The sequence below is a fragment of the Streptomyces sp. NPDC048462 genome, from assembly GCF_043200175.1.
Lineage (GTDB): Bacteria > Actinomycetota > Actinomycetes > Streptomycetales > Streptomycetaceae > Streptomyces.
Genome location: NZ_JBICXG010000028.1, coordinates 21602 through 45143 on the forward strand (window position 1 = coordinate 21602; position 23542 = coordinate 45143).

The 23542-nt window shown below is 72.1% G+C and carries 4 protein-coding genes; all 4 read right to left on the reverse strand.

Annotated elements, in window-relative coordinates; genetic code table 11:
- Positions 1-10 precede the first annotated feature (10 nt).
- The 4 genes from ACGFU6_RS32450 to ACGFU6_RS32465 all read right to left on the reverse strand — a co-directional run bounded on the left by ACGFU6_RS32450 (position 11) and on the right by ACGFU6_RS32465 (position 23186).
- Positions 11-18616: an SDR family NAD(P)-dependent oxidoreductase gene (locus ACGFU6_RS32450; RefSeq protein WP_393616152.1), complete on the reverse strand. Its 18606-nt coding sequence runs from the start codon at positions 18614-18616 to the stop codon at positions 11-13.
- An 82-nt stretch (positions 18617-18698) separates the two neighbouring features.
- The gene (locus tag ACGFU6_RS32455) at positions 18699-20249 is read right to left on the reverse strand and encodes a long-chain fatty acid--CoA ligase (RefSeq protein WP_393616153.1); all 1551 of its coding nucleotides are present in this window, start codon (positions 20247-20249) and stop codon (positions 18699-18701) included.
- On the reverse strand, positions 20249-21535 hold the full coding sequence (gene hemA / locus ACGFU6_RS32460) for a 5-aminolevulinate synthase (protein ID WP_393616154.1): 1287 nt from the start codon (positions 21533-21535) through the stop codon (positions 20249-20251). The genes ACGFU6_RS32455 and hemA overlap by 1 nt, the downstream gene beginning before the upstream one ends.
- Before the next feature lie 67 nt (positions 21536-21602).
- The gene (locus ACGFU6_RS32465; protein WP_393616155.1) at positions 21603-23186 is read right to left on the reverse strand and encodes a class I adenylate-forming enzyme family protein; all 1584 of its coding nucleotides are present in this window, start codon (positions 23184-23186) and stop codon (positions 21603-21605) included.
- Positions 23187-23542: the final 356 nt, after the last annotated feature.

Below are 23542 nucleotides of genomic sequence, written 5' to 3' on the forward strand. Positions count from 1 at the left end.
TTACTCATGTCTACCTGCCGAGTTCGTTGTCGAGTGCTGCGAAGAGTTGGTCGTCGCTCGCCAGATCGAGGTCGGCGTCGTCGGAGCCGCCGGCCACTGTCCGGAGCAGGCCGCGCAGCCGCGTGGCATACGTTCCCTCCGGTCCGTCGCCGTCCGCCGGGCCTGCGGCCGAGAGCGCGGCCTCCAGTGCGTCCAGGGCCGCCTGGACCGGGTCCGCGGTTTCGCCGGCCAGTTCGCCCTGCAGGTACGCGGCGATGGCCCGGGTGCTCGGGTGGTCGAAGACGAGCGTGCTGGGCAGCCGCAGTCCGGTGGCGATGTTCAGCCTGTTGCGCAGTTCGACCGCGGTGAGGGAGTCGAGGCCCAGGTCCAGCAGTCCGCGCTGGACGTCGATCGTCCGCGGGGCCGGGTGGGCGAGGACGATGCCGACCTGTTCCCTGACGAAGTCGAGCAGCAGCTGCCGCTGCTCCTCCCCGTCCAGGCCGGTGAGGCGCTGCGCCAGCGGAATCGCTGCCGGAGCGGAGGCGGGCCGGGCGGGCCGGCGCTCGGTGCGCACCAGGCCCCGGTACAGCTCGGGCAGTGCGTCGCCGAGGCCGCGCAGTGCCGCGAAGTCGAGTGCCACCGGGGCGAGCACCGGGCCCGGCACCACCGCATCGGCGCCGGGTCGTGGCGCGCCGGCCCCGGTCAGGGCCGTGTCGAGGGCTGCGAGGGCCTGGCCGGCCGGCATCGGCAGGATCCCGTTGCGTGCGAGCCGGGCCCGGTCGGCGTGGTCGAGGTCGTTCGCCATGCCGTCCTGCCACATGCCCCAGGCGAGGGACACGGCGGGCAGTCCCTCGGCGTGCCGGTGTGCGGCGAGCGCGTCCAGGAAGGTGTTGCCGGCGGCGTAGTTGGCCTGTCCGGCGTTGCCCACCAGGCCGGCGACGGAGGAGAAGAGGACGAAGTCCGTCAGTTCCAGCCCGGCGGTCAGCTCGTGCAGGTTCCAGGCTGCTTCCACCTTCGGCCGCAGGACCCGGGAGAGGCTCTGCGGGCTCAGGGCCTCCAGCGTGCTGTCCTCGACGACTCCGGCCGCGTGCACGATCGCGGTGAGCGGGTGCGCGTCCGGGACCGAGGCGAGCAGGGCGGCCAGGGCGTCGCGGTCGGCCGCGTCGCATGCCGCGACCTGTACCTCCGCGCCGAGCTCCGTCAGTTCGGCGGCCAGGTCCCGCGCTCCGCCCCGCCTGCTGGTGAGCAGCAGGTGGCGGGCGCCTCGGCCGGTCACCAGGTGCCGGGCGACCTGGGCTCCGAGCGCGCCGGTGCCGCCGGTGATCAGCACGGTGCGCTCCGGGTCGAACGCGTCGCCGGCGTCGGGGTTCCGCACCGGGTGCGGGACCTTGGCGAGCCTGGTCACGTATGCCTGTCCTTGGTGCAGTTCGAGCTGCGGACGGGGGTCGGCGAGGGCCGCGGCCAGCAGCTCGCGGCCGGGCGGCCGGCCGTCCGTGATCACGTGCTGGAAGCGTCCGGGGTGTTCCGACTCGGCGGTCCGCATCAGCCCGGACAGTGCGCTGTGCGCCAGTTCCCCGTTGCTCAGGACGGCGAGCCGTGCTCCGGCCGGCGGGTCGGCGGCGAGCCACTGGCGCAGGACCGCCAGCACGTCCTGGGTGACCCGGCCGGTCTCGTGGACGGGGGCCGGGGGTACCGGAAGGACGACCACGTCGGGTGCGGCCGCGCCGTCGGCCGTCGCGGCGGCCAGCGCGGCGAGGTCGGCGTGGTGCCGGGCGGCGGGTCCGAGGTCGGCATCGCCGAGGACCACGATGCTCAGGTCGCCGCCGGCGGAGAGTTCCGCACCGGCCCGCTCCACCGCGTACACGTGCTGATCGCGGGGGCGGGTCAGCGCGGTCCCGGCCGGCAGGGCGCGCAGGGCGAGCGTGGCGACGGTGGCCACCGGCGCGCCCGTCTCGTCGGCGATGTCGACCGCGACCGTTCCGTCGGGGCCGGCCGACAGCTTGACGCGCAGGGTGCCGGTGCCGCTGCGGGTCCCGGTCAGCTGGACGCCGCCGAAGGAGAAGGGCAGCCGTAGTCCGGCCGACTCCTCCAGGAGCAGGGCGTGCAGCGATGCGTCGAACAGTGCCGGGTGCAGGGCGAATCCGTCGGGATCTGTGGACGGCCGTACCTCGGCGTAGAGGTCGTCGCCCGAGCGCCATGCCGCCTGGAGTCCCTGGAAGGCGGGGCCGTAGCCGTAGCCCTGGTCGGCGAGGCGGTCGTACAGGTCCTCGACCGGCTGGGGTTCGGCGCCGGCCGGGGGCCAGGACGCGAGGTCGGGTCCGGGGACGGCGGGGAGGGCGGCCAGCACGGTTCCGGTGGCGTGCCGGTTCCAGAGCTTGTCCTCCTGTTCGCCTTCTCCGCGCGAGTGGACGGCGATGGGCCTGCGGCCGTCCGCGTCGGGGCCGCCGACGGTGATCTGGAGCTGGAGCGCGCCCTCGTCGGGGAGGACCAGGGGTGACTGGAGGGCGAGTTCCTCCAGGTGCTGGCAGCCGAGTGCGGCGCCCGCGTGCAGTGCGAGGTCCACCAGGGCCGTGCCGGGGACCAGCAGGGTGCCGGCGACGGTGTGGTCGGCGAACCAGGGGTGGCTGCGGGCCGAGATCCGGCCGGTGAACAGGACGCCGTCGGAGTCGGCGAGCGGCACCGCGGCCCCGAGCAGCGGGTGCCGGGCGGAGTCGAGGCCGGCCGAGGTGACGTTGCCGCCGCCGGGCCCTTCGGTGAGCCAGTAGCGCCGGCGCTGGAAGGGGTAGGTCGGCAGGTCCGCGGCGGGTGCGGTGCTCTCGCCGAACAGTGCGGGCCAGTGGACCGGCACGCCCCGTACGTGGGCGTGGGCCAGGGCGGTGACGGCGGTGTGCGGCTCGTGGCGCCCGCCGCGCAGCAGCGGGACCAAGAGCGATCCCGCGTCGAGGAAGTCCTGTCCCATCGCGCTGAGCACGCCGTCGGGGCCGAGTTCCAGGAAGGTCCGTACGCCTTCGGCCTCCAGGGCGCATGCCGCGTCCAGGAAGCGCACGGGCCGGCGGACGTGACGGACCCAGTACTCGGGCGTGGTCAGTTCCTCTGCGCCGACCGGCTGCCCGGTCAGGGTGGAGACGATCGGGATGGCGGGCGCGGTGAACGTGAGCCCCTTGGCGACCATCCGGAACTCGTCCAGCATCCCGTCCATGTGCGGGGAGTGGAAGGCGTGGCTGACGCGCAGCCGCTTGGTCTTGCGCCCCAGGGCGGAGAGTTCGGCGCCGACGGCCTCGACGGCTTCCGCGTCGCCCGAGAGCACGACGGAGGCGGGGCCGTTGACGGCGGCGATGTCCAGCAGGTCCTCCCGTCCGGCGAGCAGCGGCAGCACCTCCTGCTCCCCGGCCTGTACGGCGAGCATCGCGCCGCTGCCGGGCAGTGCCTGCATCAGCCGGCCGCGCGCCGCGACGAGCCGTGCGGCGTCGCCCAGCGAGAGGACGCCGGCGACGTGCGCGGCGGCCAGTTCACCGATGGAGTGACCCGCCAGGAAGTCCGGCCGTACGCCCCAGTGTTCGAGGAGCCGGAAGAGCGCGACCTCGGTGGCGAACAGGGCGGGCTGGGCGAAGCCGGTCCGGTCCAGCGGCGCCGGGTCCTCGCCGAAGAGGACGTCGAGCAGCGGCTCGTCCAGCCATGGGTCCAGCTCTGCGCACACGGCGTCCAGGGCCCGGGCGTAGGCGGGGTAGGCGGTGTACAGCTCCCGGCCCATGCCGAGCCGCTGGCTGCCCTGGCCGGTGAACAGGAAGGCGGTGCGGCCGTCCACGGGTGTGCCCCGCACGGCCGGTGCCGCGAGTGCGCCGGCCGCTTCGGCGGTGGTGGCGGCCACCACCACGGCGCGGTGCGTGAGGCCTGCTCGTCCGAGGGCCAGGGTCCGGCCCGTCGCCGCCAGGTCCTGCGGGCCGGCGTCGGCGAGCGCCCCGACCACCTGCTCGGCCTGTGCCAGCAGGGCCGCGTCGTTGTGGCCGGACAGCAGCAGCGGCACGACCGGCATCGGCTCGGCCGGCGGGACCGTCTCCTCGGCCGGCGGCTGCTCCACGATGACGTGGGCGTTGGTGCCGCTGATGCCGAAGGAGGACACGCCTGCCCGGCGCGGCCGGTCGGTCTCGGGCCACGGCACCGCCTCGGTGAGCAGTTCGACCTCGCCCGCGGACCAGTCCACGTGCGGGCTGGGCTCGTCGATGTGGAGGCTCTTGGGGAGCACTCCGTGCTCCATCGCCTTGACCATCTTGATGACGCCGGCCACGCCGGCGGCGGCCTGGGAGTGTCCGATGTTGGACTTCAGGGAGCCCATCAGGAGGGGGGACGTGCGCTCCTGCCCGTAGGTGGCGAGTACGGCCCGGGCCTCGATCGGGTCGCCCAGTGTGGTGCCGGTGCCGTGGGCCTCCAGTGCGTCGACGTCTGCGGTGGTCAGGCCCGCGTTGGTGAGCGCCTGGCGGATCACCCGTTCCTGGGAGGGGCCGTTGGGGGCGGTGAGGCCGTTGCTGGCGCCGTCCTGGTTGACGGCTGTTCCGCGGATCACGCCGAGGATCCGGCGGCCGTTGCGCCGGGCGTCGGAGAGCCGCTCCAGCAGGAGGATTCCGGCGCCTTCGGCCCAGGCCGCCCCGTCCGCCCGCGCGGAGAAGGACTTGCACCGGCCGTCCGGTGCCAGGCCGCGCTGCCGGCTGAACTCGACGAACAGGGTGGGCGCGGCCAGCACGGTCACGCCGCCGGCCAGGGCCAGTTCGCATTCGCCGTTGCGCAGTGCCTGGGCGGCGAGGTGGAGGGAGACGAGTGAGGAGGAGCAGGCGGTGTCGACGGTGATCGCCGGGCCCTGCAGACCGAAGGTGTAGGCGATGCGGCCGGAGGCGACACTGACGGTGCTGCCGACCGACAGGTAGCCCTCCATGCCCTCGGGGGTGTCCTTCAGGCGTGCCGCGTAGTCGTTGGCCATGACGCCGGCGAACACACCGGTCTGGGTGCCCTTGAGGGAGGTGGGGTCGATGCCCGCGCGCTCGAAGGCCTCCCAGCAGATCTCCAGCAGGAGTCGCTGCTGGGGGTCGATGGCGGTGGCCTCCCGTGCGCTGACCCCGAAGAGTTCGGGGTCGAACTGCGGTGCCTCGTAGAGGAATCCGCCGTGCCGGGTGTACGAGGTGCCCGGGTGGTCGGGGTCCGTGTCGTACAGGCTCTCCAGATCCCAGCCTCGGTCGGCCGGGAACGGGCCGATGGCGTCCCGCCCGTCGGACAGCAGCGTCCACAGCTCCTCCGGGGAGCCGGCCTCGCCCGGGTAGCGGCAGGCCATCGCGACGATCGCGATCGGCTCGTCGGAGGCGCCGGCGGCCGGTTCGGCGTGGACGGGTCCGCCCTCGGCCGGCGTGGCGGCCGGGCTGCCCAGCAGTTCGGTACGCAGGAAGCCGGCCAGGTCAACGGTGTTGGGGTGGTCGAACACCAGCGTCGCGGGCAGCTTCATGCCCGCGGCCGCGTTCAGCCGGTTGCGGAGTTCCACCGCCTTGAGCGAGTCGAAGCCCAGCTCGTTGAAGGCCCGGTCGGACGCGACCTGGCCGGCGTCGGTGTGTCCCAGTACGGAGGCCACCACGCCTCGGACCAGTTCCAGGACAGCGCGCTCCTGGTCCTGGGGGGCCAGGGGTGCCAGGCGTTCACGGAGGGTGTTGCCGCCCGGCTGTTCGCCGGCGGCGGCCCGCCGCACCACCAGGCTGTGGAAGATCGCGGGCAGCGTGCCGTCCTCGTTCTGGGCCCGCAGTCCGGTGTAGTCGAGGAGCGCCGGGACGAGCACCGGCCGGCGGGTGGCGAGCGCCGCGTCGAACAGGGCGAGGCCCTGCTCGCCGCCGATGGGGGCGATGCCGCCCCGGGACATGCGGGCGAGGTCTGCGTCGGTCAGGTGACCGGTCATCCCGCTGCCCTCGGCCCACAGGCCCCAGGCCAGCGACGTACCGGGCAGGCCCAGGGCCTGGCGGTGCTGTGCGAGGGCGTCCAGGTAGGTGTTGGCCGCGGCGTAGTTGGCCTGTCCCGGAGTGCCGACCGTTCCGGCCAGCGAGGAGAACAGGACGAACGCGTCCAGGTCCAGGCCGGCCGTCAGCTCGTGCAGGTGCCGTGCGGCATCGACCTTGGGGCGCAGGACGGTGTCGAGCTGCTCGGCCGTGAGGGCGTGCAGGGTGCCGTCGTCGAGGACGCCGGCGGTGTGCAGGACCGCGCTGAGCGGGTGCGGTGCGGGGATCGCGTCCAGCATCGCGGCGACGGACGTGCGGTCGGCCGTGTCGCAGGAGACCACGGACACGCAGGCTCCGTGGGCCGTGAGTTCGGCCTCCAGCTCGAGCATGCCCGCCGCGTCCCGGCCCCGGCGGCTGGCCAGCAGCAGATGCCGTACGCCGTGTTCGGCGACGAGGTGGCGGGCGAAGAGCTGCCCCAGGGTGCCGGTGGCGCCCGTGATGAGGACAGTGCCCTCGGGGTTCAGGGCGGGCACGGTGTCGTCCGCCTCGGGCGACCTGACCAGCCTGGGTACGAGCAGCGCCCCGTCCCGCAGGCTCACCTGCGCGTCCGGTACGCCCAGTGCGAGGCCGAGCTCGGCCTCGGAGACGTCCCGGTCCGTCAGGTCCAGCAGGCCGAAGCGCTCGGGGTGCTCGGTCATGGCGGTACGCACCAGACCCCAGACGGGAGCCGAAGCGAGTCCGGCCTCCGTGCGGGCGGTGGTCGCGTCACGGGTCAGGAAGACCAGGCGCGAGCCGGCGAACCGGTCCTCGGCGAGCCATTCCTGGGCCAGCCGCAGGGCCCGGTGTGCCGCGGCGCCGGGGCCGTCCTCGCCCGGGACGGGGACCACGACCAGCGGCGGGTCGCCGACGATGCCGGCGAGGTCCGAGTAGCTGCCCGCGGGGGCGGGCAGGCCGTGGCCCCGGTCGTCGAGGACGGCCCACCCGGCGGCCGGGGCGGCCTTGGGGGCGGTCGTCCACTCCACCTGGAGCACCGGCCGGCGGGACGTGCCCGAGCCGGTCAGCTGCGCGGGGTCCACGGCCCGCAGGCTGAGCGTCTTCACCGACGCGATCGGCGCTCCGCCGGCGTCGGCGAGGGACAGGGCGGCGCCCGAGCCCTCCGGGGTGATGCGTACGCGCAGCACGCTGGCGTTCACCGCGTGCAGCCGGACACCGGTCCAGGCGAACGGCAGCACCAGGCGGCCGTCGGCCGCGAGTGCCAGCGGGTGCAGGGCGGCGTCGAGGAGGGCCGGGTGGATCCCGAACTCTCCCGGGGAGACGCCCTCCGGGAGCGCGACCTCGGCGAAGGTCTCCCGGCCGTTGCGCCACAGCGCCCGCAGGCCCTGGAAGGCGGGCCCGTACTGGAAGCCCCGCTCGGCGAGCGTGTCGTACGCCGCCGTCAGGTCGACCGGCTCGGCGCCGGCCGGGGGCCAGGCGGTGTCGGCCGGTACGTCGGCGGGTCCGTCCGCGTGGCCCAGTACGCCGGTGGCGTGGAGGGTCCACGGGTGGCTCAGGGCGTCGTCGGAGTCGGGCTCCGGGCGGGAGTGCACCGACAGCGTGCGCCGGCCCTCCTCGTCCGGGGCGTCGACGACGGCCTGGAGCTGTACCGCGCCTCGGCCGGACAGCACCAGCGGTGCCTGGAGGGTCAGTTCGTCGAGCTGGTCCAGGCCCGTGTGGTCACCGGCCCGGATGGCGAGGTCCACGAACGCGGTGCCGGGGAGCAGCACGGTGTCGGCCACGGCGTGGTCGGCCAGCCAGGGGTGCGTGTTCAGGGCGATCCTGCTGCTCAGGACCAGCCTGTCCGCGTCGGCCAGCCAGAGCGCGGCGCCGACGAGCGGGTGCCGCTCGGCGGCCATGCCGAGCCCGCCCGCGTCCCCGGCCGTCACCGGGCCCTCCAGCCAGTGGCGCCGGCGCTGGAAGGGGTACGTCGGCAGGTCGACGACCGCGCCGGGGCCGCCGAGCACGGCAGCCCAGTCGAGCGGAGCGCCCGAGACGTGGGCCTGCGCCGCGGAGGCGAGGAAGTCGTCGAGTCCGCCTTCGTGACGGTGGAGCGAGGGGACGGTGACGGCGCTGTCGTGGGACGTGTCGTCGATCGTCTCCTGGAGCGCGATGGTCAGCACCGGGTGGGCGCTGGCCTCGATGAAGACGCGGTGGCCCTGGTCGAGCAGGGTCCGGGTGGCCTCCTCCAGCTGGACGGTCCTGCGCAGGTTGCGGAACCAGTAGGCGCCGTCGAGCTCCGTGCCCTTCAGCGGCTGACCGGTGACGGTGGAGAGGAAGGGCACCTCGACGGTGCGCGGGGTGAGGGAGGACAGGGCGTCGAGAAGCTCGTCCCGCAGGGTCTCGACGTGCGCGGAGTGGGAGGCGTAGTCGACCGGGATGCGCTTGGCGCGCATCTTGTTGTCCTTGCAGTGGGCGACCAGCTCCTGGAGAGCGGTCACCTCTCCGGCGACGACCACGGAGCGCGGGCCGTTGTGCGCGGCGATGTCGATGGCGCCGTCCCAGCGGGTGATGAGTTCGCGGACCTCGTCGGCGGGCAGGGCCACCGAGACCATCCCGCCCGTACCGGCCAGCTTCACGATCGCCCGGCTGCGCAGCGCCACGACCTTCGCAGCGTCCTCCAGCGACAGTGCGCCGGACACCGCGGCCGCCGCGATCTCGCCCTGCGAGTGGCCGATCACCGCGTCCGGCTCGATGCCCACCGAACGCCACAGCGCGGCCAGCGACACCATCACGGCCCACAGCGCCGGCTGCACCACGTCCACCCGGTCGAATCCGGGCGCGTCCTCCACACCGCGCAGGACGTCCAGCAGCGACCAGTCCGTGAACGGCGCGAGCGCCCGCTCGCACTCGACGAGCCGGGCGGCGAACACCGGTGAGGAGTCGAAGAGTTCCAGGGCCATGCCCTGCCACTGCGAGCCCTGTCCCGGGAACACGAACACCGTCTTGCCCGCGCCCGTGGCGGTGCCCTGCACCAGGTTCGGCGCGGTCCCGCCCGAGGCCAGTGCGTCGAGGCCCGCCAGCAGCTCGTCCCGGCCGGCGCCCGAAACCGTCGCCCGGAAGGGGAGGTGCGGGACGCGGGTGGCGAGAGCCGACGCCACCTGTGCCGGGTCGGCGCTCCGCGAGGCCAGCAGCTCGCGGATCTGGCCGGCGCGGGCGGCCAGGGCCGCCTCGCTCTTCGCCGAGACCACCAGCGGAAGCCCCGCCACCGCGGGCTCTGCGGCCGTGACCGGCTCCGGGCCCTGTTCCAGGACCACATGCGCGTTCGTACCGCTGATGCCGAACGAGGAAACGGCCGCGCGGCGCGGTCGTGCCACCTCCGGCCAGGCCCCGTGCTCGGTGACCAGCTCCACCGCACCGGTCGACCAGTCGACGTGCGGTGTCGGCTCGGCCACGTGCAGCGTCGCCGGAAGCTCCGCGTGACGCATCGCCATCAGCATCTTGATGATGCCCGCGACACCGGCGGCGGCCTGGGTGTGGCCGATGTTCGACTTGATCGATCCCAGCCGCAGCGGCTCGCCGCGGTCCTGGCCGTAGGTGGCCAGCAGCGCGTTGGCCTCGATCGGGTCACCGAGCCGGGTGCCGGTGCCGTGCGCCTCGACCGCGTCCACCTCGTGCGGGGCGAGGCGGGCGTTGGCGAGGGCCTGGCGGATGACGCGTTCCTGGGAGGGGCCGTTGGGGGCGGTGAGGCCGTTGCTCGCGCCGTCCTGGTTGACCGCGGAACCACGGATCACGCCGAGGACCTGGTGCCCGAGCCGCTGGGCGTCGGAGAGACGCTCCAGGACCAGCATGCCCGCGCCCTCGCCCCAGCCCGTGCCGTCCGCCGAGGCGGCGAACGACTTGCAGGTCCCGTCCGGCGACAGTCCGCGCTGACGTGAGAACTCGACGAAGGTCGTCGGCGTGGACATCACGGTGACACCGCCGGCCAGTGCCATCGAGCACTCGCCCTGGCGCAGCGCCTGAGCGGCCAGGTGGACCGCGACCAGTGACGAGGAGCATGCCGTGTCCAGCGTCACCGCCGGCCCCTCGAAGCCGAACGTGTAGGACACCCGGCCCGACAGGACGCTCGCGATCGTGCCCGTCAGCAGGTGCCCCTCGAAACCCTCCGGAGCGCTCGTCAGCCGCGATCCGTAGTCGCTGTACATCACGCCCGCGTAGACGCCGGTCGAGGAGCCGCGCAGCGCGGCGGGGTCGATTCCCGCCCGCTCCAGCGCCTCCCACGCGACCTCGAGCAGCACCCGCTGCTGCGGGTCGGTCGCGATCGCCTCACGTGGGCTCAGGCCGAAGAACTCGGCGTCGAACTCCGCGGAGTCGTAGAGGAATCCGCCCTTGCGGGTGTACGACTTGCCGGTCTTCTCGGGGTCCGGGTCAAAGAGGTCCTCCACGTCCCAGCCCCGGTCGGACGGGAAGTCGCCAATCGCGTCCCGGCCCTCTGCCACGAGCCGCCACAGGTCCTCGGGGGAGGAGACCCCGCCCGGGTAGCGGCAGCCCATACCGACCACGGCGATCGGCTCGTCCAGTCCCGGGGCGTGGGCGGTCACCGACGGGACGGCGGCCGTCGTGGTCGCGTCGAGGCGGTCCAGCAGGAAGTCCGCCACCGCCCGGGGCGACGGGTGGTCGAACACGAGGGTGGTGGGCAGCCGCAGCCCGGTCACCGAGTTCAGCCGGTTGCGCAGTTCGATCCCCGTGAGGGAGTCGAAGCCGGTCTCCTTGAACGCCTTGGCCGGGTCGATGCCGGCGTCGGCCCCGTGCCCGAGGACGAGCCCGACGGTCTCCCGTACGGTCTGGAGTACGGCCCGCTCCCGCTCCTGTGCGGGCAGTTCGCTCATCCGCCGGCCCCAGGACGAGTCGGCGTCGGCGGTGCCTGCCGCCTGCCGGCGGCCGACGCGGACCAGGCCGGTGAACAGCTCGGGCAGCGTGTCCTCGGCGCCCCGGGCGCGCAGCGCGCCCAGGTCGAATTCGGCGGGGACCAGCAGCGGCTCCGCCGAGGCGAGCGCCGCGTCGAACAGGTCGAGTCCCAGCTGCGGGGTCAGCGGGACGATGCCGCTGCGCTTCCAGCGCGCGACGTCCGCGTCCGCGAGGCTTCCGGCCATGCCGTCGGCGCTGTCCCACAGGCTCCACGCGAGGGAGGTGGCAGGCAGGTTCCGGGCGTGGCGGTGCTGCGCGAGGGCGTCGAGGAAGGTGTTGGCGGCCGCGTAGTTGGCCTGGCCGGCGTTGCCCATGAGTCCCGCGATGGACGAGAACATGACGAACGAGGTGAGGGCGCGGGACTCGGTGAGGCGGTGGAGGTTCCAGGCCGCGTCCACCTTCGGGCGCATCACCCGCTCCAGCTGACCGGCCGACAGCGAGGCGACCGTAGCATCGTCCAGGACACCCGCCGTGTGCACCACGGCGGTCAGCGGGCGCTCGGCCCCGGCCTCTTCCAGCAGGGCCGCCAGCGCGTCGAAGTCCGACACGTCGCACGCGGCCACCCGGGCGCGGGCGCCCGACTCCGCCAGCTCCGCCACGAACTCGGCGGCGCCCGGGGTCTCGGCACCCCGCCGCGACACCAGCAGCAGGTGCCGCGCACCGTGGTGCGTCACCAGACGGCGCGTGATCAGTTGGCCCAGGGTGCCCAGAGCACCGGTCACCAGGACCGTGCCCTCCGGGTCCAGGCCCTTCGCCGTCCCCGCGGTGGCCGCGGGGCGTGCCAGGCGCGGTACGAACAGCCCGCCGCCGCGCACCGCGACCTCGGGCTCGCCGGACGCCAGCGCGGCGGGGAGCAGTTCCGCGCCGTCCTCGTCCACGTGGACGAGGACCAGCCTGCCCGGCTGCTCGGACTGCGCGGTACGGATCAGGCCCACGAGCGGGGCCGTGTGCAGCGCGCCGTCCGGTACGACGAGGACGAGGCGGCAATCCGCGAACTGCGGTGCGGCCAGCCAGTCCTGGACCGCCTCGAGACCGCGCGCCGCCGTGGTGTGGGTGCGGGCGAGCTCGTCTCCGGTGGTGGCTGCGGTGAGCTGCTTCTCGCCGATCACCACGAACTCCGGGGCGGTGGAGCCCGCGTCGACCGCGGCGCCGAGCGCGGCGAGGTCGGCGTAGGGGGCCTCGCCGAGCCGGACCCATCCCTGGTCGGCGACCGGCCCGGCGGCCGGGACGGCGTCCCAGGCCATCCGGTACAGGGACTCCACGGCCGGGCCGGTGACGGCGGCGGCGAGCTGATCGCGCGGAATCGGCCGCAGGGCGACCGACTCGATCGCCGCGACAGGGGCGCCGGTGCCGTCGGCCAGCGCGAGACGGGCCGTGTCCCGGCCGGTGCGGGTCCAGCGGACGCGCAGCACCGTGGCGCCGACCGCGTGCAGTGCGAAGCCCGAGAAGGAGAACGGCAGACGGATCGTGCTCTCGTCCTGCGCCGGGTCCGCGGCGTCGAGAACGAGCGGGTGCAGGACCGCGTCGAGGAGCGCGGGGTGCGCGCCGAAGCGTGCGGCTTCGGTGTGGAGCTGTTCGGGCAGGGCGACCTCGGCGAAGATGTCGTCGCCCGCGCGCCAGGCGGCGCGCAGGCCGCGGAAGGCCGGACCGTAGCCGTAGCCCAGGCCGCCGAGGCGGTCGTAGACGCCGTCCAGGGGGACAGGGGTGGCTCCGGCCGGGGGCCACTGGTCCAGGGAGACGCCCGGCGGGGCGACGGCGGGAGTGAGCAGTCCGGCCGCGTGGCCGGTCCACTGCTCTTCGCCGGTCCGCGCGTACACGGTGAACCGGCGGTCGCCGCGCGCGTCGGCCCGGTCGACGGTCAGCCGCAGCTGGGCGCTCGTCCTCTCGGCGAGGATCAGGGGTGCCTGGAGGGTGAGTTCCTCGACGGTGGCATGGCCCAGGTGCTCGGCCGCGGTGCCCGCGAGTTCCAGGAACACCGTCCCCGGGACCAGGACCGTCCCGCCGATCGTGTGGTCGGCCAGCCACGGATGCGAGGTCAACGACACCGAGGCCGAGAACTGCACCGCGTCGCCGTCGGGGTCCGGGATCGCCGCGGCGAGCATCGGGTGGTTCACAGCCGTCAGGCCCAGGCCCGCCGCGTCACCGGAACGCGGCGTGTCCAGCCAGAAGCGCTCACGCTGGAAGGCGTATGTGGGCAGCTCGACCAGGCCGGAGCCCGGCAGGAACCCCTCCCAGTCGACGTCCACACCCTGGGCGTGCACCACGCCCAGAGCAGCGAGGAGCGAACGCTTCTCGGCACGGTCCTTGCGCAGCAACGCAACCGCGACGATGCCCTCGGTGTCGGCCAGGCACTCGCCGGTCAGGCCGGCAAGCGTCCCGTCCGGCCCCAGCTCCAGGAACGCCGTCACACCGAGGCCGGCCAGCGTGGCAACACCGTCGGCGAAGCGCACCGCCGACCGGGCCTGAACCGCCCAGTACTCAGGGGTGAACTCCTCCACCACCTCACCGGTGACATTCGAGACGACCGGAATCCGGGGAGCCGCATGGGTCAGAGTCCGGGCGACCTCCGTCAGCTCCGCCAGCATCCCGTCCAGATGCGCCGAGTGGAACGCGTGACTCACCTTCAGCCGCGTCGCCTTCACACCCTCCGCGCGCGCCAGCTCCAAAACCTCGAGCACAGCCGCCTCGTCACCCGAAACCACCGTGCCAGAAGGGCTGTTGACCCCCGCCACCTCCACACCGGAACGGCCCTCGAGCCACCCCGCGACACGCTCCTCCCCCGCGTTCAGGGCCACCATCGCCCCACCCGCGGCGATCCCCTCCATCAGACGCGCCCGCGCACACACCAACCGCGCCGCATCCTCAAGCGAGAGGACACCCGAGACATGGGCCGCCGCCAGCTCACCCACCGAATGACCCACCAAATAGTCCGGGACCACCCCGTGATGAGACAGCAGCCGGAACAGCGCCACCTCGACCGCGAACAACGCCGGCTGAGTGAACGCGGTGCGCTGGAGCAGCTCCGGCTCGCCCGCGATCACCTCGGCAAGCGACCCGTCCAAGTGCACATCCAGCGCCGCGACAACCTCGTCGAACGCAGCCGCGAACACCGGCTCCACCGCATACAACTCACGGCCCATCCCCACACGCTGACTGCCCTGCCCGGAGAACAGGAACGCCACGGCACCCGTCGGGGCGGGCCCGCCCGGCGTCAGCGTGCGCAGGGCGTCGAGGAGTTCCTCGCGGGTCTCCCCCACGAGGACGGCCCGGTGATCGAAACGAGCACGCGATACGGCCAGCGAACGGCCCACGCTCACGGCGTCGAGCTCCGGACGCTCCGCCAGGAACGACACCAGCCGGTCCGCCTGCTCCGAGAGCGCGGCCTCGGACCTGCCCGACAGCACCCACGGCACCGGACCCGCCACCGGCGGCTCCTCCACCGGAGCCCCGGCCTCGTCGACCTGCTCGACGATGAGGTGGGCGTTGGTGCCGCTGATACCGAACGACGAGACGCCCGCCCGGCGCGGACGGCCGAGCTCCGGCCAGTCGTGGGCCTGAGTCAGCAGCTCTACCGCGCCGTCCTGCCAAGTGACGTGCGAGGTCGGCTCGTCCACGTGCAGCGTCGCGGGGAGAACCCCGTTGCGCATCGCCATGACCATCTTGATCACGCCCGCGACACCCGCCGCGGCCTGCGTGTGACCGATGTTCGACTTCAGTGAGCCGAGGCGGAGCGGCTCCTCGCGGTCCTGGCCGTAGGTGGCCAGCAGCGCCTGCGCCTCGATCGGGTCGCCGAGCTTCGTACCGGTGCCGTGCGCCTCGACCGCGTCCACCTCGGACGCGGTCAGGCGGGCGTCGGCGAGCGCGGCGCGGATGACCCGCTCCTGGGAGGGCCCGTTCGGTGCCGTCAGGCCGTTGCTCGCACCGTCCTGGTTCACGGCGGAGCCACGGATCACCGCGAGCACCCGGTGCCCGTCGCGCTCCGCGTCCGACAGCCGCTCCAGCACCAGCAGGCCCACGCCCTCGGCCCAGCCGGTGCCGTCCGCCGACGAGGAGAACGCCTTGCAGCGCCCGTCCGGCGCAAGCCCGCGCTGCCGGGAGAACTCCACGAACATGCCGGGTGTGGCCATGACGGACACACCGCCGGCGAGGGCCACGGAGGACTCACCCCGGCGCAGGGACTGGGCGGCGAGGTGCAGCGCTACGAGCGAGGACGAGCAGGCGGTGTCGACCGTCACGGCCGGGCCCTCGAGTCCGAAGGTGTAGGAGAGCCGGCCCGAGGCCACGCTGGCGGTGTTGCCCGTCAGCAGGTAGCCGTCGTGTCCGTCGGACGGCTCGTGCAGCCGGGGCCCGTACTCCTGTGCCGTGGCGCCCACGTACACGCCGGTACGGGTGCCGCGCAGCGCGGCGGGGTCCATGCCCGCCTGCTCGAAGGCCTCCCAGGCCGTCTCCAGGAGCAGCCGCTGCTGGGGGTCCATCGCCGCCGCCTCGCGGGGGCTGATGCCGAAGAACGCGGCGTCGAACCGGTCCGCGTCGTGCAGGAAGCCTCCTTGGGTGGCGTAGGTCCTGCCGGGGCTGTCCGGATCGGAGGTGAAGAGCGAATCGAGGTCCCAGCCTCGGTTGGCCGGGAATCCGCCGACCGCGTCGGCCTCGCTGCTGACCAGGCGCCACAGGTCCTCCGGAGAGGCGACTCCGCCCGGCAGCCGGCACGCCATGCCCACGATGGCGATCGGCTCGTCAGGGGCGGTGGCCCCGTGCGCGGCGTCGTCCTGGACCTGGCTGCGGTCCGGGCCGTCGAGCCGGCTGTCGAGGTGTTCGGCGAGTCCGGCCGGGGTCGGGTAGTTGAAGAGGAGGCCGGCGGGCAGCGAGAGCCCGGTGGCCGCGTGCAGCGCGTTGCGCAGTTCAACGGCCGAGAGGGAGTCGAAGCCCAGTTCCCGGAAGGTCGTGTCGACGCCCACGTCGCGCGCCGATCCGTGGCCGAGCACCGCTGCCGCGTGCGCGCGCACCAGTTCCAGCGTGTCGCCTCGCGTGACCTGCTTCGGGCCGCTCCGCTCCCTCGCAACGGCGGGTACCTGGACCGGGTCCTTCGCCGAGCCGTCCAGCCAGAAGCGTCGGCGCTGGAAGGCGTATGTGGGCAGCTCGACCAGGCCGGAGCCCGGCAGGAACCCTTCCCAGTCGACGTCCACACCGTGCGCGTGCACCACGCCCAGAGCAGCGAGGAGCGAACGCTTCTCGGCACGGTCCTTGCGCAGCAACGCAACCGCGACCATGCCCTCGGCATCCGCCAGGCACTCGCCGGTCAGGCCGGCAAGCGTCCCGTCCGGCCCCAGCTCCAGGAACGCCGTCACACCGAGGCCGGCCAGCGTGGCAACACCGTCGGCGAAGCGCACCGCCGACCGGGCCTGAACCGCCCAGTACTCAGGGGTGAACTCCTCCACCACCTCACCGGTGACATTCGAGACGACCGGAATCCGGGGAGCCGCATGGGTCAGAGTCCGGGCGACCTCCGTCAGCTCCGCCAGCATCCCGTCCAGATGCGCCGAGTGGAACGCGTGGCTCACCTTCAGCCGCGTCGCCTTCACACCCTCCGCGCGCGCCCGCTCCAAAACCCCGAGCACAGCCGCCTCGTCACCCGAAACCACCGTGCCAGAAGGGCTGTTGACCCCCGCCACCTCCACACCGGAACGGCCCTCGAGCCACCCCGCGACACGCTCCTCCCCCGCGTTCAGGGCCACCATCGCCCCACCCGCGGCGATCCCCTCCATCAAACGCGCCCGCGCACACACCAACCGCGCCGCATCCTCAAGCGACAGCACACCCGCCACATGAGCCGCCGCCAACTCACCCACCGAATGACCCACCAAATAGTCCGGAACCACCCCGTAATGAGACAGCAGCCGGAACAGCGCCACCTCGACCGCGAACAACGCCGGCTGAGTGAACGCGGTGCGCTGGAGCAGCTCCGGCTCGCCCGCGATCACCCCCGCCAGCGACCCGTCCAGATAGGCATCAAGCGCCGCGACAACCTCGTCGAACGCAGCCGCGAACACCGGCTCCGCCACATACAACTCACGACCCATCCCCACACGCTGACTGCCCTGCCCGGAGAACAGGAACGCCAGCGCACCTTCCGGCGCCGCACGGCCCCTGACGACTCCGGCCGAGGGCATGCCCTCGGCCAGTGCACGGGCTCCGGCCAGCAGCTCCTCGCGGGTCTCCCCCACGAGCACCGCGCGGTGGTCGAAACTGGAACGCGTCACGGCGAGCGAGCGGCCCACCGCCGCGACGTCCAGCTCCGGACGCTCCGCCAGGAACGACACCAGGCGATCCGCCTGACCCGCCACGGCCTCGGCCGACCTGCCCGACACCACCCACGGCACCGGGCCGGCGCCGGACTCGGCACGGGACTCGGCATCGGCCTCGGCGTCCGGCGTCTCCTCCCGGGCCGCCGGCTCGGTGCGCCAGTCCGAGAGCACGACGTGACAGTTCGTACCGCCCATGCCGAACGAGCTGACACCCGCGTAGAGCGGCTCCGCCGGGCGCGGCCACGGCTCGCGGCCACGCTGGACGGTGAGCTTCAACCGGTCGAGCGGGATGTCCGGGTTGGGGGTTTCGAAGTTCAGGCTCGGCACGAGCTCGCGGTGCCGGATGCAGAGCGCCGCCTTCAGCAGGCCGACGATTCCGGCGGCACCCTCGAGGTGTCCGACGTTGGTCTTCACCGATCCGACCCGCAGGTCGGCCCCGTCCACCCGGCCGTCGCCGAGCACCGCGCCCAGTGCCGACGCCTCGATCGGGTCGCCCACCTTGGTACCCGTGCCGTGCAGCTCGACGTACTGCACCTGCTCGGCGGGCACCCCGGCCCGCTCGTACGCCTGCCGCAGGACGTCCCGCTGGCCGGCCGGACTCGGCACGGTGAGACCCTCGGTCGTTCCGTCGTTGTTCATCGCGCTGCCGTGCAGCACGCAGTAGACCGGATCACCGTCGGCCACGGCGGCGTGCAGGGGCTTGAGCACCACGAAGGCGCCGCCCTCACCACGTACGTATCCGTTCGCCCGCGCGTCGAAGGTGAAGCTGCGACCGTCCGGTGACAGCGCGCCGAACCGCTCCGCGCCGATGGTGCTGTCCGGCACCAGGTTGAGGTTGACACCGCCGGCGATGGCCATGGCGGACTCGCCCCGGCGCAGACTCTCGGCTGCCTGGTGCACAGCGACCAGCGAGGAGGACTGGCCGGTGTCCATGGCCGCGCTCGGCCCGTGCAGGCCCAGGGTGTAGGAGATCCGGTTGGCGATGACGCCCCGGTTGAGTCCGGTCAGGGTGTGACGGGTGATGCCTTCGATGCCGTGCTGGTGTGTGAGGGCGGCGTAGTCGTCGGCAATGACGCCGACGAAGACACCGGTCCGGCTCTCGGCGAGGTCGGACGGGCGGATCCTGGCGTCTTCCAAGGCCTCCCAGGCGAGTTCAAGCATCAGCCGCTGCTGCGGATCCATCGACGACGCCTCACGCGGACCGATGCCGAAGAAGCCGGCGTCGAAGCCGCTGACGTCCTCGAGGTAGCCGCCCGGACGAGAGGGCAGTTCGGGGCGTCCCGCAGGAGGCGCGCCGATGGCACTGCGGCCGTCGCTCAGCAGTTGCCACAGCTGAGCGGGGTTCTCCGCGTGTGGCAGTCGGCAGGACATACCGACGACGGCAATGGCCTCTGTCGATATCGCCGTGTCCGCTTGGAATTCAGCCATGGTGGAGCTGCCCCCTATTTTCGCGTTCGATGCTTGAACGGAGGCGTAGCACCCGCAGCCGTGCCGCGGGTGCTACGCCAATTCATGCCACTGTCTGCGGAGAATGCTTCTCGTATTTCGCCACGAGTGTTCGCTTGAGAACTTTTCCGCTGGATCCCAGCGGGAGGGCATCGACGAATTCGACTCGCCGAGGGTACTTATATGCGGCGAGACGCTGCCGGCCCCATTCGGTGATCTCCTCGCCGGATCCGGGGGTGATGTCCGCCGGCCGGGAAGGCACGACGACCGCCCAGACCTCCTCGCCGAGCACGGGGTGCGGAACACCGATGACCGCGACCTGTGCCACGGCCGGATGCCTGACGAGGATCTCCTCGATCTCGCGCGGATAGACGTTGTAGCCGCCGCGCAGAATGAGGTCCTTCTTGCGGCCCACGACCGAGAGGTAGCCGTCGCGGTCCAGCCTGCCGAGATCGCCGGTGCGGAACCAACCGTCCCTCACCGCTTCGGCGGTGAGGTCCGGGCGGCCGAGATATCCGGCCATGACGCTCTGGCCCCGCACCACGATCTCGCCCACCTCGCCGTCGGGCAGGAGCTCGATCCCGTCGGCGTCCGGCCGGGCCGTGCCGACGGTGATGCCGGTGATGGGAACACCGACCGTTCCGGGGCGAAAGGTGAGGCCGGGGTAGTGGTAGGCGACGCTGCAGGAGGTCTCGGTCATCCCGTAGCCCTCGTACACCGGGCATCCGAACGTGCTCCGGACAGCCTCGAGGGTCTTGGCGGGAAGGGCCGATCCCCCGCTGTACACGCGGTCGAGCCGAGGGACCTGCCCTCCCTGAGCCACCGCGTCGAGCAGCTTGGAGTACATGGTCGGCACGCCCATGAACACCGTGCACCGGTGTTCCGTCATCAGTTCAAGGGCCTCCCGGCCGGAGAACCTGGGCATCATGACGAGGGAGATGCCGGCACGGAAGCCGGTCAGCATGGCGCAGATCTGGCCGAAGGCGTGCGCCAGCGGCAGGCACCCGAGCAGGACGTCGTCACCCCGGAACGCATACGGAGTGGTGACCATCCTCTCGACGTTGTACAGAATGTTCCGGTGGGTGAGCATCACGCCCTTCGGCTCACCCGTCGTACCGGACGTGTAGAACACGACCGCGACGTCGTCGGGTTCCGGCACGACGGCTTCGTCGATCGGCGCCGTGCCCTGTGCCGCGTGCTCCAGGTCGACCGTGCCCGCGGGGCCCGGACCGACGCTCAGGAGCACCGTGCCGCGCCGCGCCGCCGCCTCGCTCACGCGGTCGAGCAAGGAGGCGGCGCACACCAGGTATCGGGCGTCGGCGTCGGCCAGTACGTGATCGATCTCCGCCGCCGTCGCCATGACGTTCAGCGGGATCGCGACGGCACCGGCCGCCAGCACGCCGAAGTACACGACGGGAAACTGCGGGGTGTCGACCAGCAGCATGGCAACCCGGTCCCCCGGCCGTACGCCGTTGTCACGCAGCACGGAGGCGTAGCGGCGGGCCTGGTCCCACAGCCACCCGTACGTGAAGTGCTCGGACTCGTGGACAACGGCCGGGTGTTCGGGACGCCGCTCCGCCGTGCCGGCCAGTACGCCGACGACTGACATTGTCATTACACCAGCGCTCCGGCTTTCGCCTCGGTGCGGATGCCGGCACCGCAGAGCTCGGACTCGAACCAGTCCCGGGCACTCGCGGTCGGAATGCTCAGCTCCTTCCAGATTCCCCGAAGGGCCTGGGCGAAGTTCTCGACGTCGCTCTGGCTGTGCACGGCGGACGGAGCGATCCGCAGGATCTCCTCGCCCGCGGGCACGCTCGGGGCGTTGATGGACTGGACGTAGATCCCGTGCCGCTCGAACAGCAGCTGGGACGCCCGCTTGCACAGCTCGTCGTCACCGACGAAGGCGGCGATGATGTGGGAGTCCGTGGAGACGAACGGGATGTCGGCGTCGATCAGGAGGCTGTGCAGAAGCTGCGCGTTCTCCGAGAGGAGCTTGCGCTCGACGTCGGAGGACCGCAGATACCGGACCGATGCCAGCGCGGCGGCCGCGACCGCCGGCGGCAGCGAGGTGGTGAAGACGAACGAGCGCGCGTAGGTCCGCACCGCGTCCACGAGGGCCGCCGGTCCCGCGATGTAGCCGCCGACCGTTCCGAAGCCCTTGGCCAGGGTGCCCATGACGACCGTGAAGCGATCGCGGATGCCTTCCCGCGCGGCGATACCGGCGCCCTGCGGGCCGTACATGCCGACCGCGTGGACCTCGTCGATGAAGGTGGTGGCACCGTACTTGTCGGCGATGTCGGCGATCTCGGCGAGCGGCGCGACGTTGCCCGACATGGAGTAGACCGATTCCACGACGATGAACTTCGGGCAGTCGGCGGGAGCCGCCGCGATCAGCTCTTCCAGGTGGGCGACGTCGTTGTGCCGGAAGACGTGCTTCTGCGCGCCGCTGTGGCGGAGTCCGTCGATGATCGAGGCGTGGTTCTTCGCATCGGAGAACACGACGGTGTCCTTGGGCATCCCCGCCAGCACGGTGAGGGCGCCTTCGTTGGCGGTGTAGCCGGAGGTGAAGAGGAGCGCGGCCTCCTTGCCGTGCAGATCCGCCAGTTCGTTCTCCAGGCGGACGTGGTGGTGGTTGGTCCCGCCGATGTTCCGGGACCCTCCGGAGCCTGCGCCATGGGTCTCTATCGCGGCCTGCATCGCCTCGATGACCTGCCGGTTCTGCCCCATGCCCAGGTAGTCGTTGCTGCACCAGACATTTACTTCCGAATCCACCCCGTCACGCCGGGCAGAGGCCATGGGGTAGTGACCGGAACGACGGCCGATCTCCAGGAACTCGCGCTTGCTTTCCGCGAGATCGCCGGCGGTTTTGCCACTCAGATAGGATGCCAGGTGAACGTTCATTTACTCGCCTTCTCGACTTAGCGATGGGACTGGCCTGCACACGAGGTCGCCGGTGCCGGGAGCGGCACTAGGAAAACTGCGACTTCAGGAGCTCCTTGTCGGGCTTGCCGTTGCTGTTCATCGGCAGCACGCTCAAGACGTGTATCTTCTCGGGCACGTGAATCGGGGAAAGTGCCTCGGTGATTCCCGAGCGGATGTCTTCCACTTCGACCACCTCGGCCGGATCGCATTCGATCGCAGCGTGGATGTGCTCGCTTCCGTCCTCGTCCCGGACGCTGTAGACGGCGGCATGCCGGACGCCCGGGTGGGAAAGGATTTCCGCCTCGAGAACGATGGGATGCACCTTGACGCCGCCCACCTTGATGACATGGGCCACCCGGCCCATGAGCGTCAGATAGCCTCGCTCGTCGATGAATCCGATGTCTCCGGTGGAATACCAGCCGTCACGAAGAACTCGTGCCGTCAATTCCGGGTCCCGGTGATAGCCGTCCATCATCTGAGGAGACCGGACGTGAACCTCGCCGGTTTCGCCGGCCGTCAGCCGCGCACCCGTATCCGGGTTACGGACGGCGATCTCCACATACGGGAAGGGCCGCCCGACGGTTGCCGTGAGATCCGGGTCGCCATGCTCCGGTGGCGTGAGGGTCGTGATTCGACCGCATTCGGTCGCGGCGTACCCCTGCCACAGGACAGGGCCAAAGATCCGGAAGGCCTGGGCAATTCTTGCGGGGGCCGCGGGGCTGCCGCCGTAGACAATCCGCTTCAGTGAGGAAAGGCCTGCGGCTGCCACGGCTTCGGGGTCACGGATTCCGCGCTCGACCAGGTGGTCGATGAGCTGGAACACGTGGTTCGAGGCCATGAACGTCCACGTGATCTCCTTCGACTCCGAGACGGTCTCCGCGAACTTCTCGGCGTCGAAGGTCTCGTGGAGATGCAGCGCTCCGCCCAGCGCGAGGACCGCGTCCGCCAACGGCGCGACGCCGTGGCTCAGCGGGGTCGACACCAGTATGGTCGCGCAGTCGGCCTCACGGCCGAGCTCCATCCAGGCGCTCAGGGTGGCTTCCCACGCACCGCCCGACAGCCGGATGCCCTTGGGCCGTCCCGTGCTGCCGCTGGTGAAGCCGATGAAGGCCGGCGCGCCCGGCTCCCACGACACGGCGTCCGGCGTACCGGCGCCCTCGGTCCGGCCGGCCTCGCCGTGCTCCCCGTGCGGAATCCGTGTCACCGGGATCCCGCTGCCGGCAGCGAGCTCTGCCGCGCGCTCCGAGCCTTCGGCATCGGCGTAGATGGTCACGGCTTCGGTCTCGCGCAGGATCTGGATCTGGTGGTCCAGCGGAAGGACCGTCGCCCTGGTACCGGGGTTGGTCGTGCGCAGATACGACACGGCGCCGCCGAGCAGATGCGTCGCGTACCGCGCGGTGAGCATCTCGGGGCTGTTGGGTGCGACCAGAATCGCGACCATGTCCCCCCTGCCCACTCCACTATTGCGCAGCGCGAGGAACGTTTCAGTGACGGACCGAATCAGATCACTGCCGGAGAAGGTCTTACCACGCCAATAGGCGGCATCCCGATCCGGTGCGGCTGCGAGCAGCGAAAGGATATCGGAGACATAACTCTGACTTTTACTCCACCAATGTTCGGGCAGGCTCATGGGACCTTCCATAGCGATGTCATCCGATTGGGCGGTTTAATCTTCGACATCCAATGGAATGCGGTCAACCTCGTTCCGTCAGGGCTCTAGCAACCGTCATGTGCTTCTTGAACGCATGACTTCGAATCCCTCTTCGGTGCGAGGTGGCGCGCCTGCGCGTGCAGTACATCCATGCGATTGCGATCCCGCGGCAGTGGGCCGGAAACCGCCCCGGCGCTCACAAGTTCCCGCGCAATAGGCCTCTTTGACGGGGAAAACGCGGCTTCGTCGTGTGCCGACAGCTCCTCGCGTCCGCGCCGCCGGCACCGGCACCGGTGTGGAGCGAGACTTGAGCGTTCTTCCAGGGCCTCCAGCGA

What these genes read in the sequence shown, in the direction of transcription:
- ACGFU6_RS32455 (WP_393616153.1), bottom strand. Translation starts at nt 20,249, where the DNA reads ATGACAATGTCAGTCGTCGGCGTACTGGCCGGCACGGCGGAGCGGCGT.
- ACGFU6_RS32465 (WP_393616155.1), bottom strand. Translation starts at nt 23,186, where the DNA reads ATGAGCCTGCCCGAACATTGGTGGAGTAAAAGTCAGAGTTATGTCTCC.
- hemA (WP_393616154.1), bottom strand. Translation starts at nt 21,535, where the DNA reads ATGAACGTTCACCTGGCATCCTATCTGAGTGGCAAAACCGCCGGCGAT.
- ACGFU6_RS32450 (WP_393616152.1), bottom strand. Translation starts at nt 18,616, where the DNA reads ATGGCTGAATTCCAAGCGGACACGGCGATATCGACAGAGGCCATTGCC.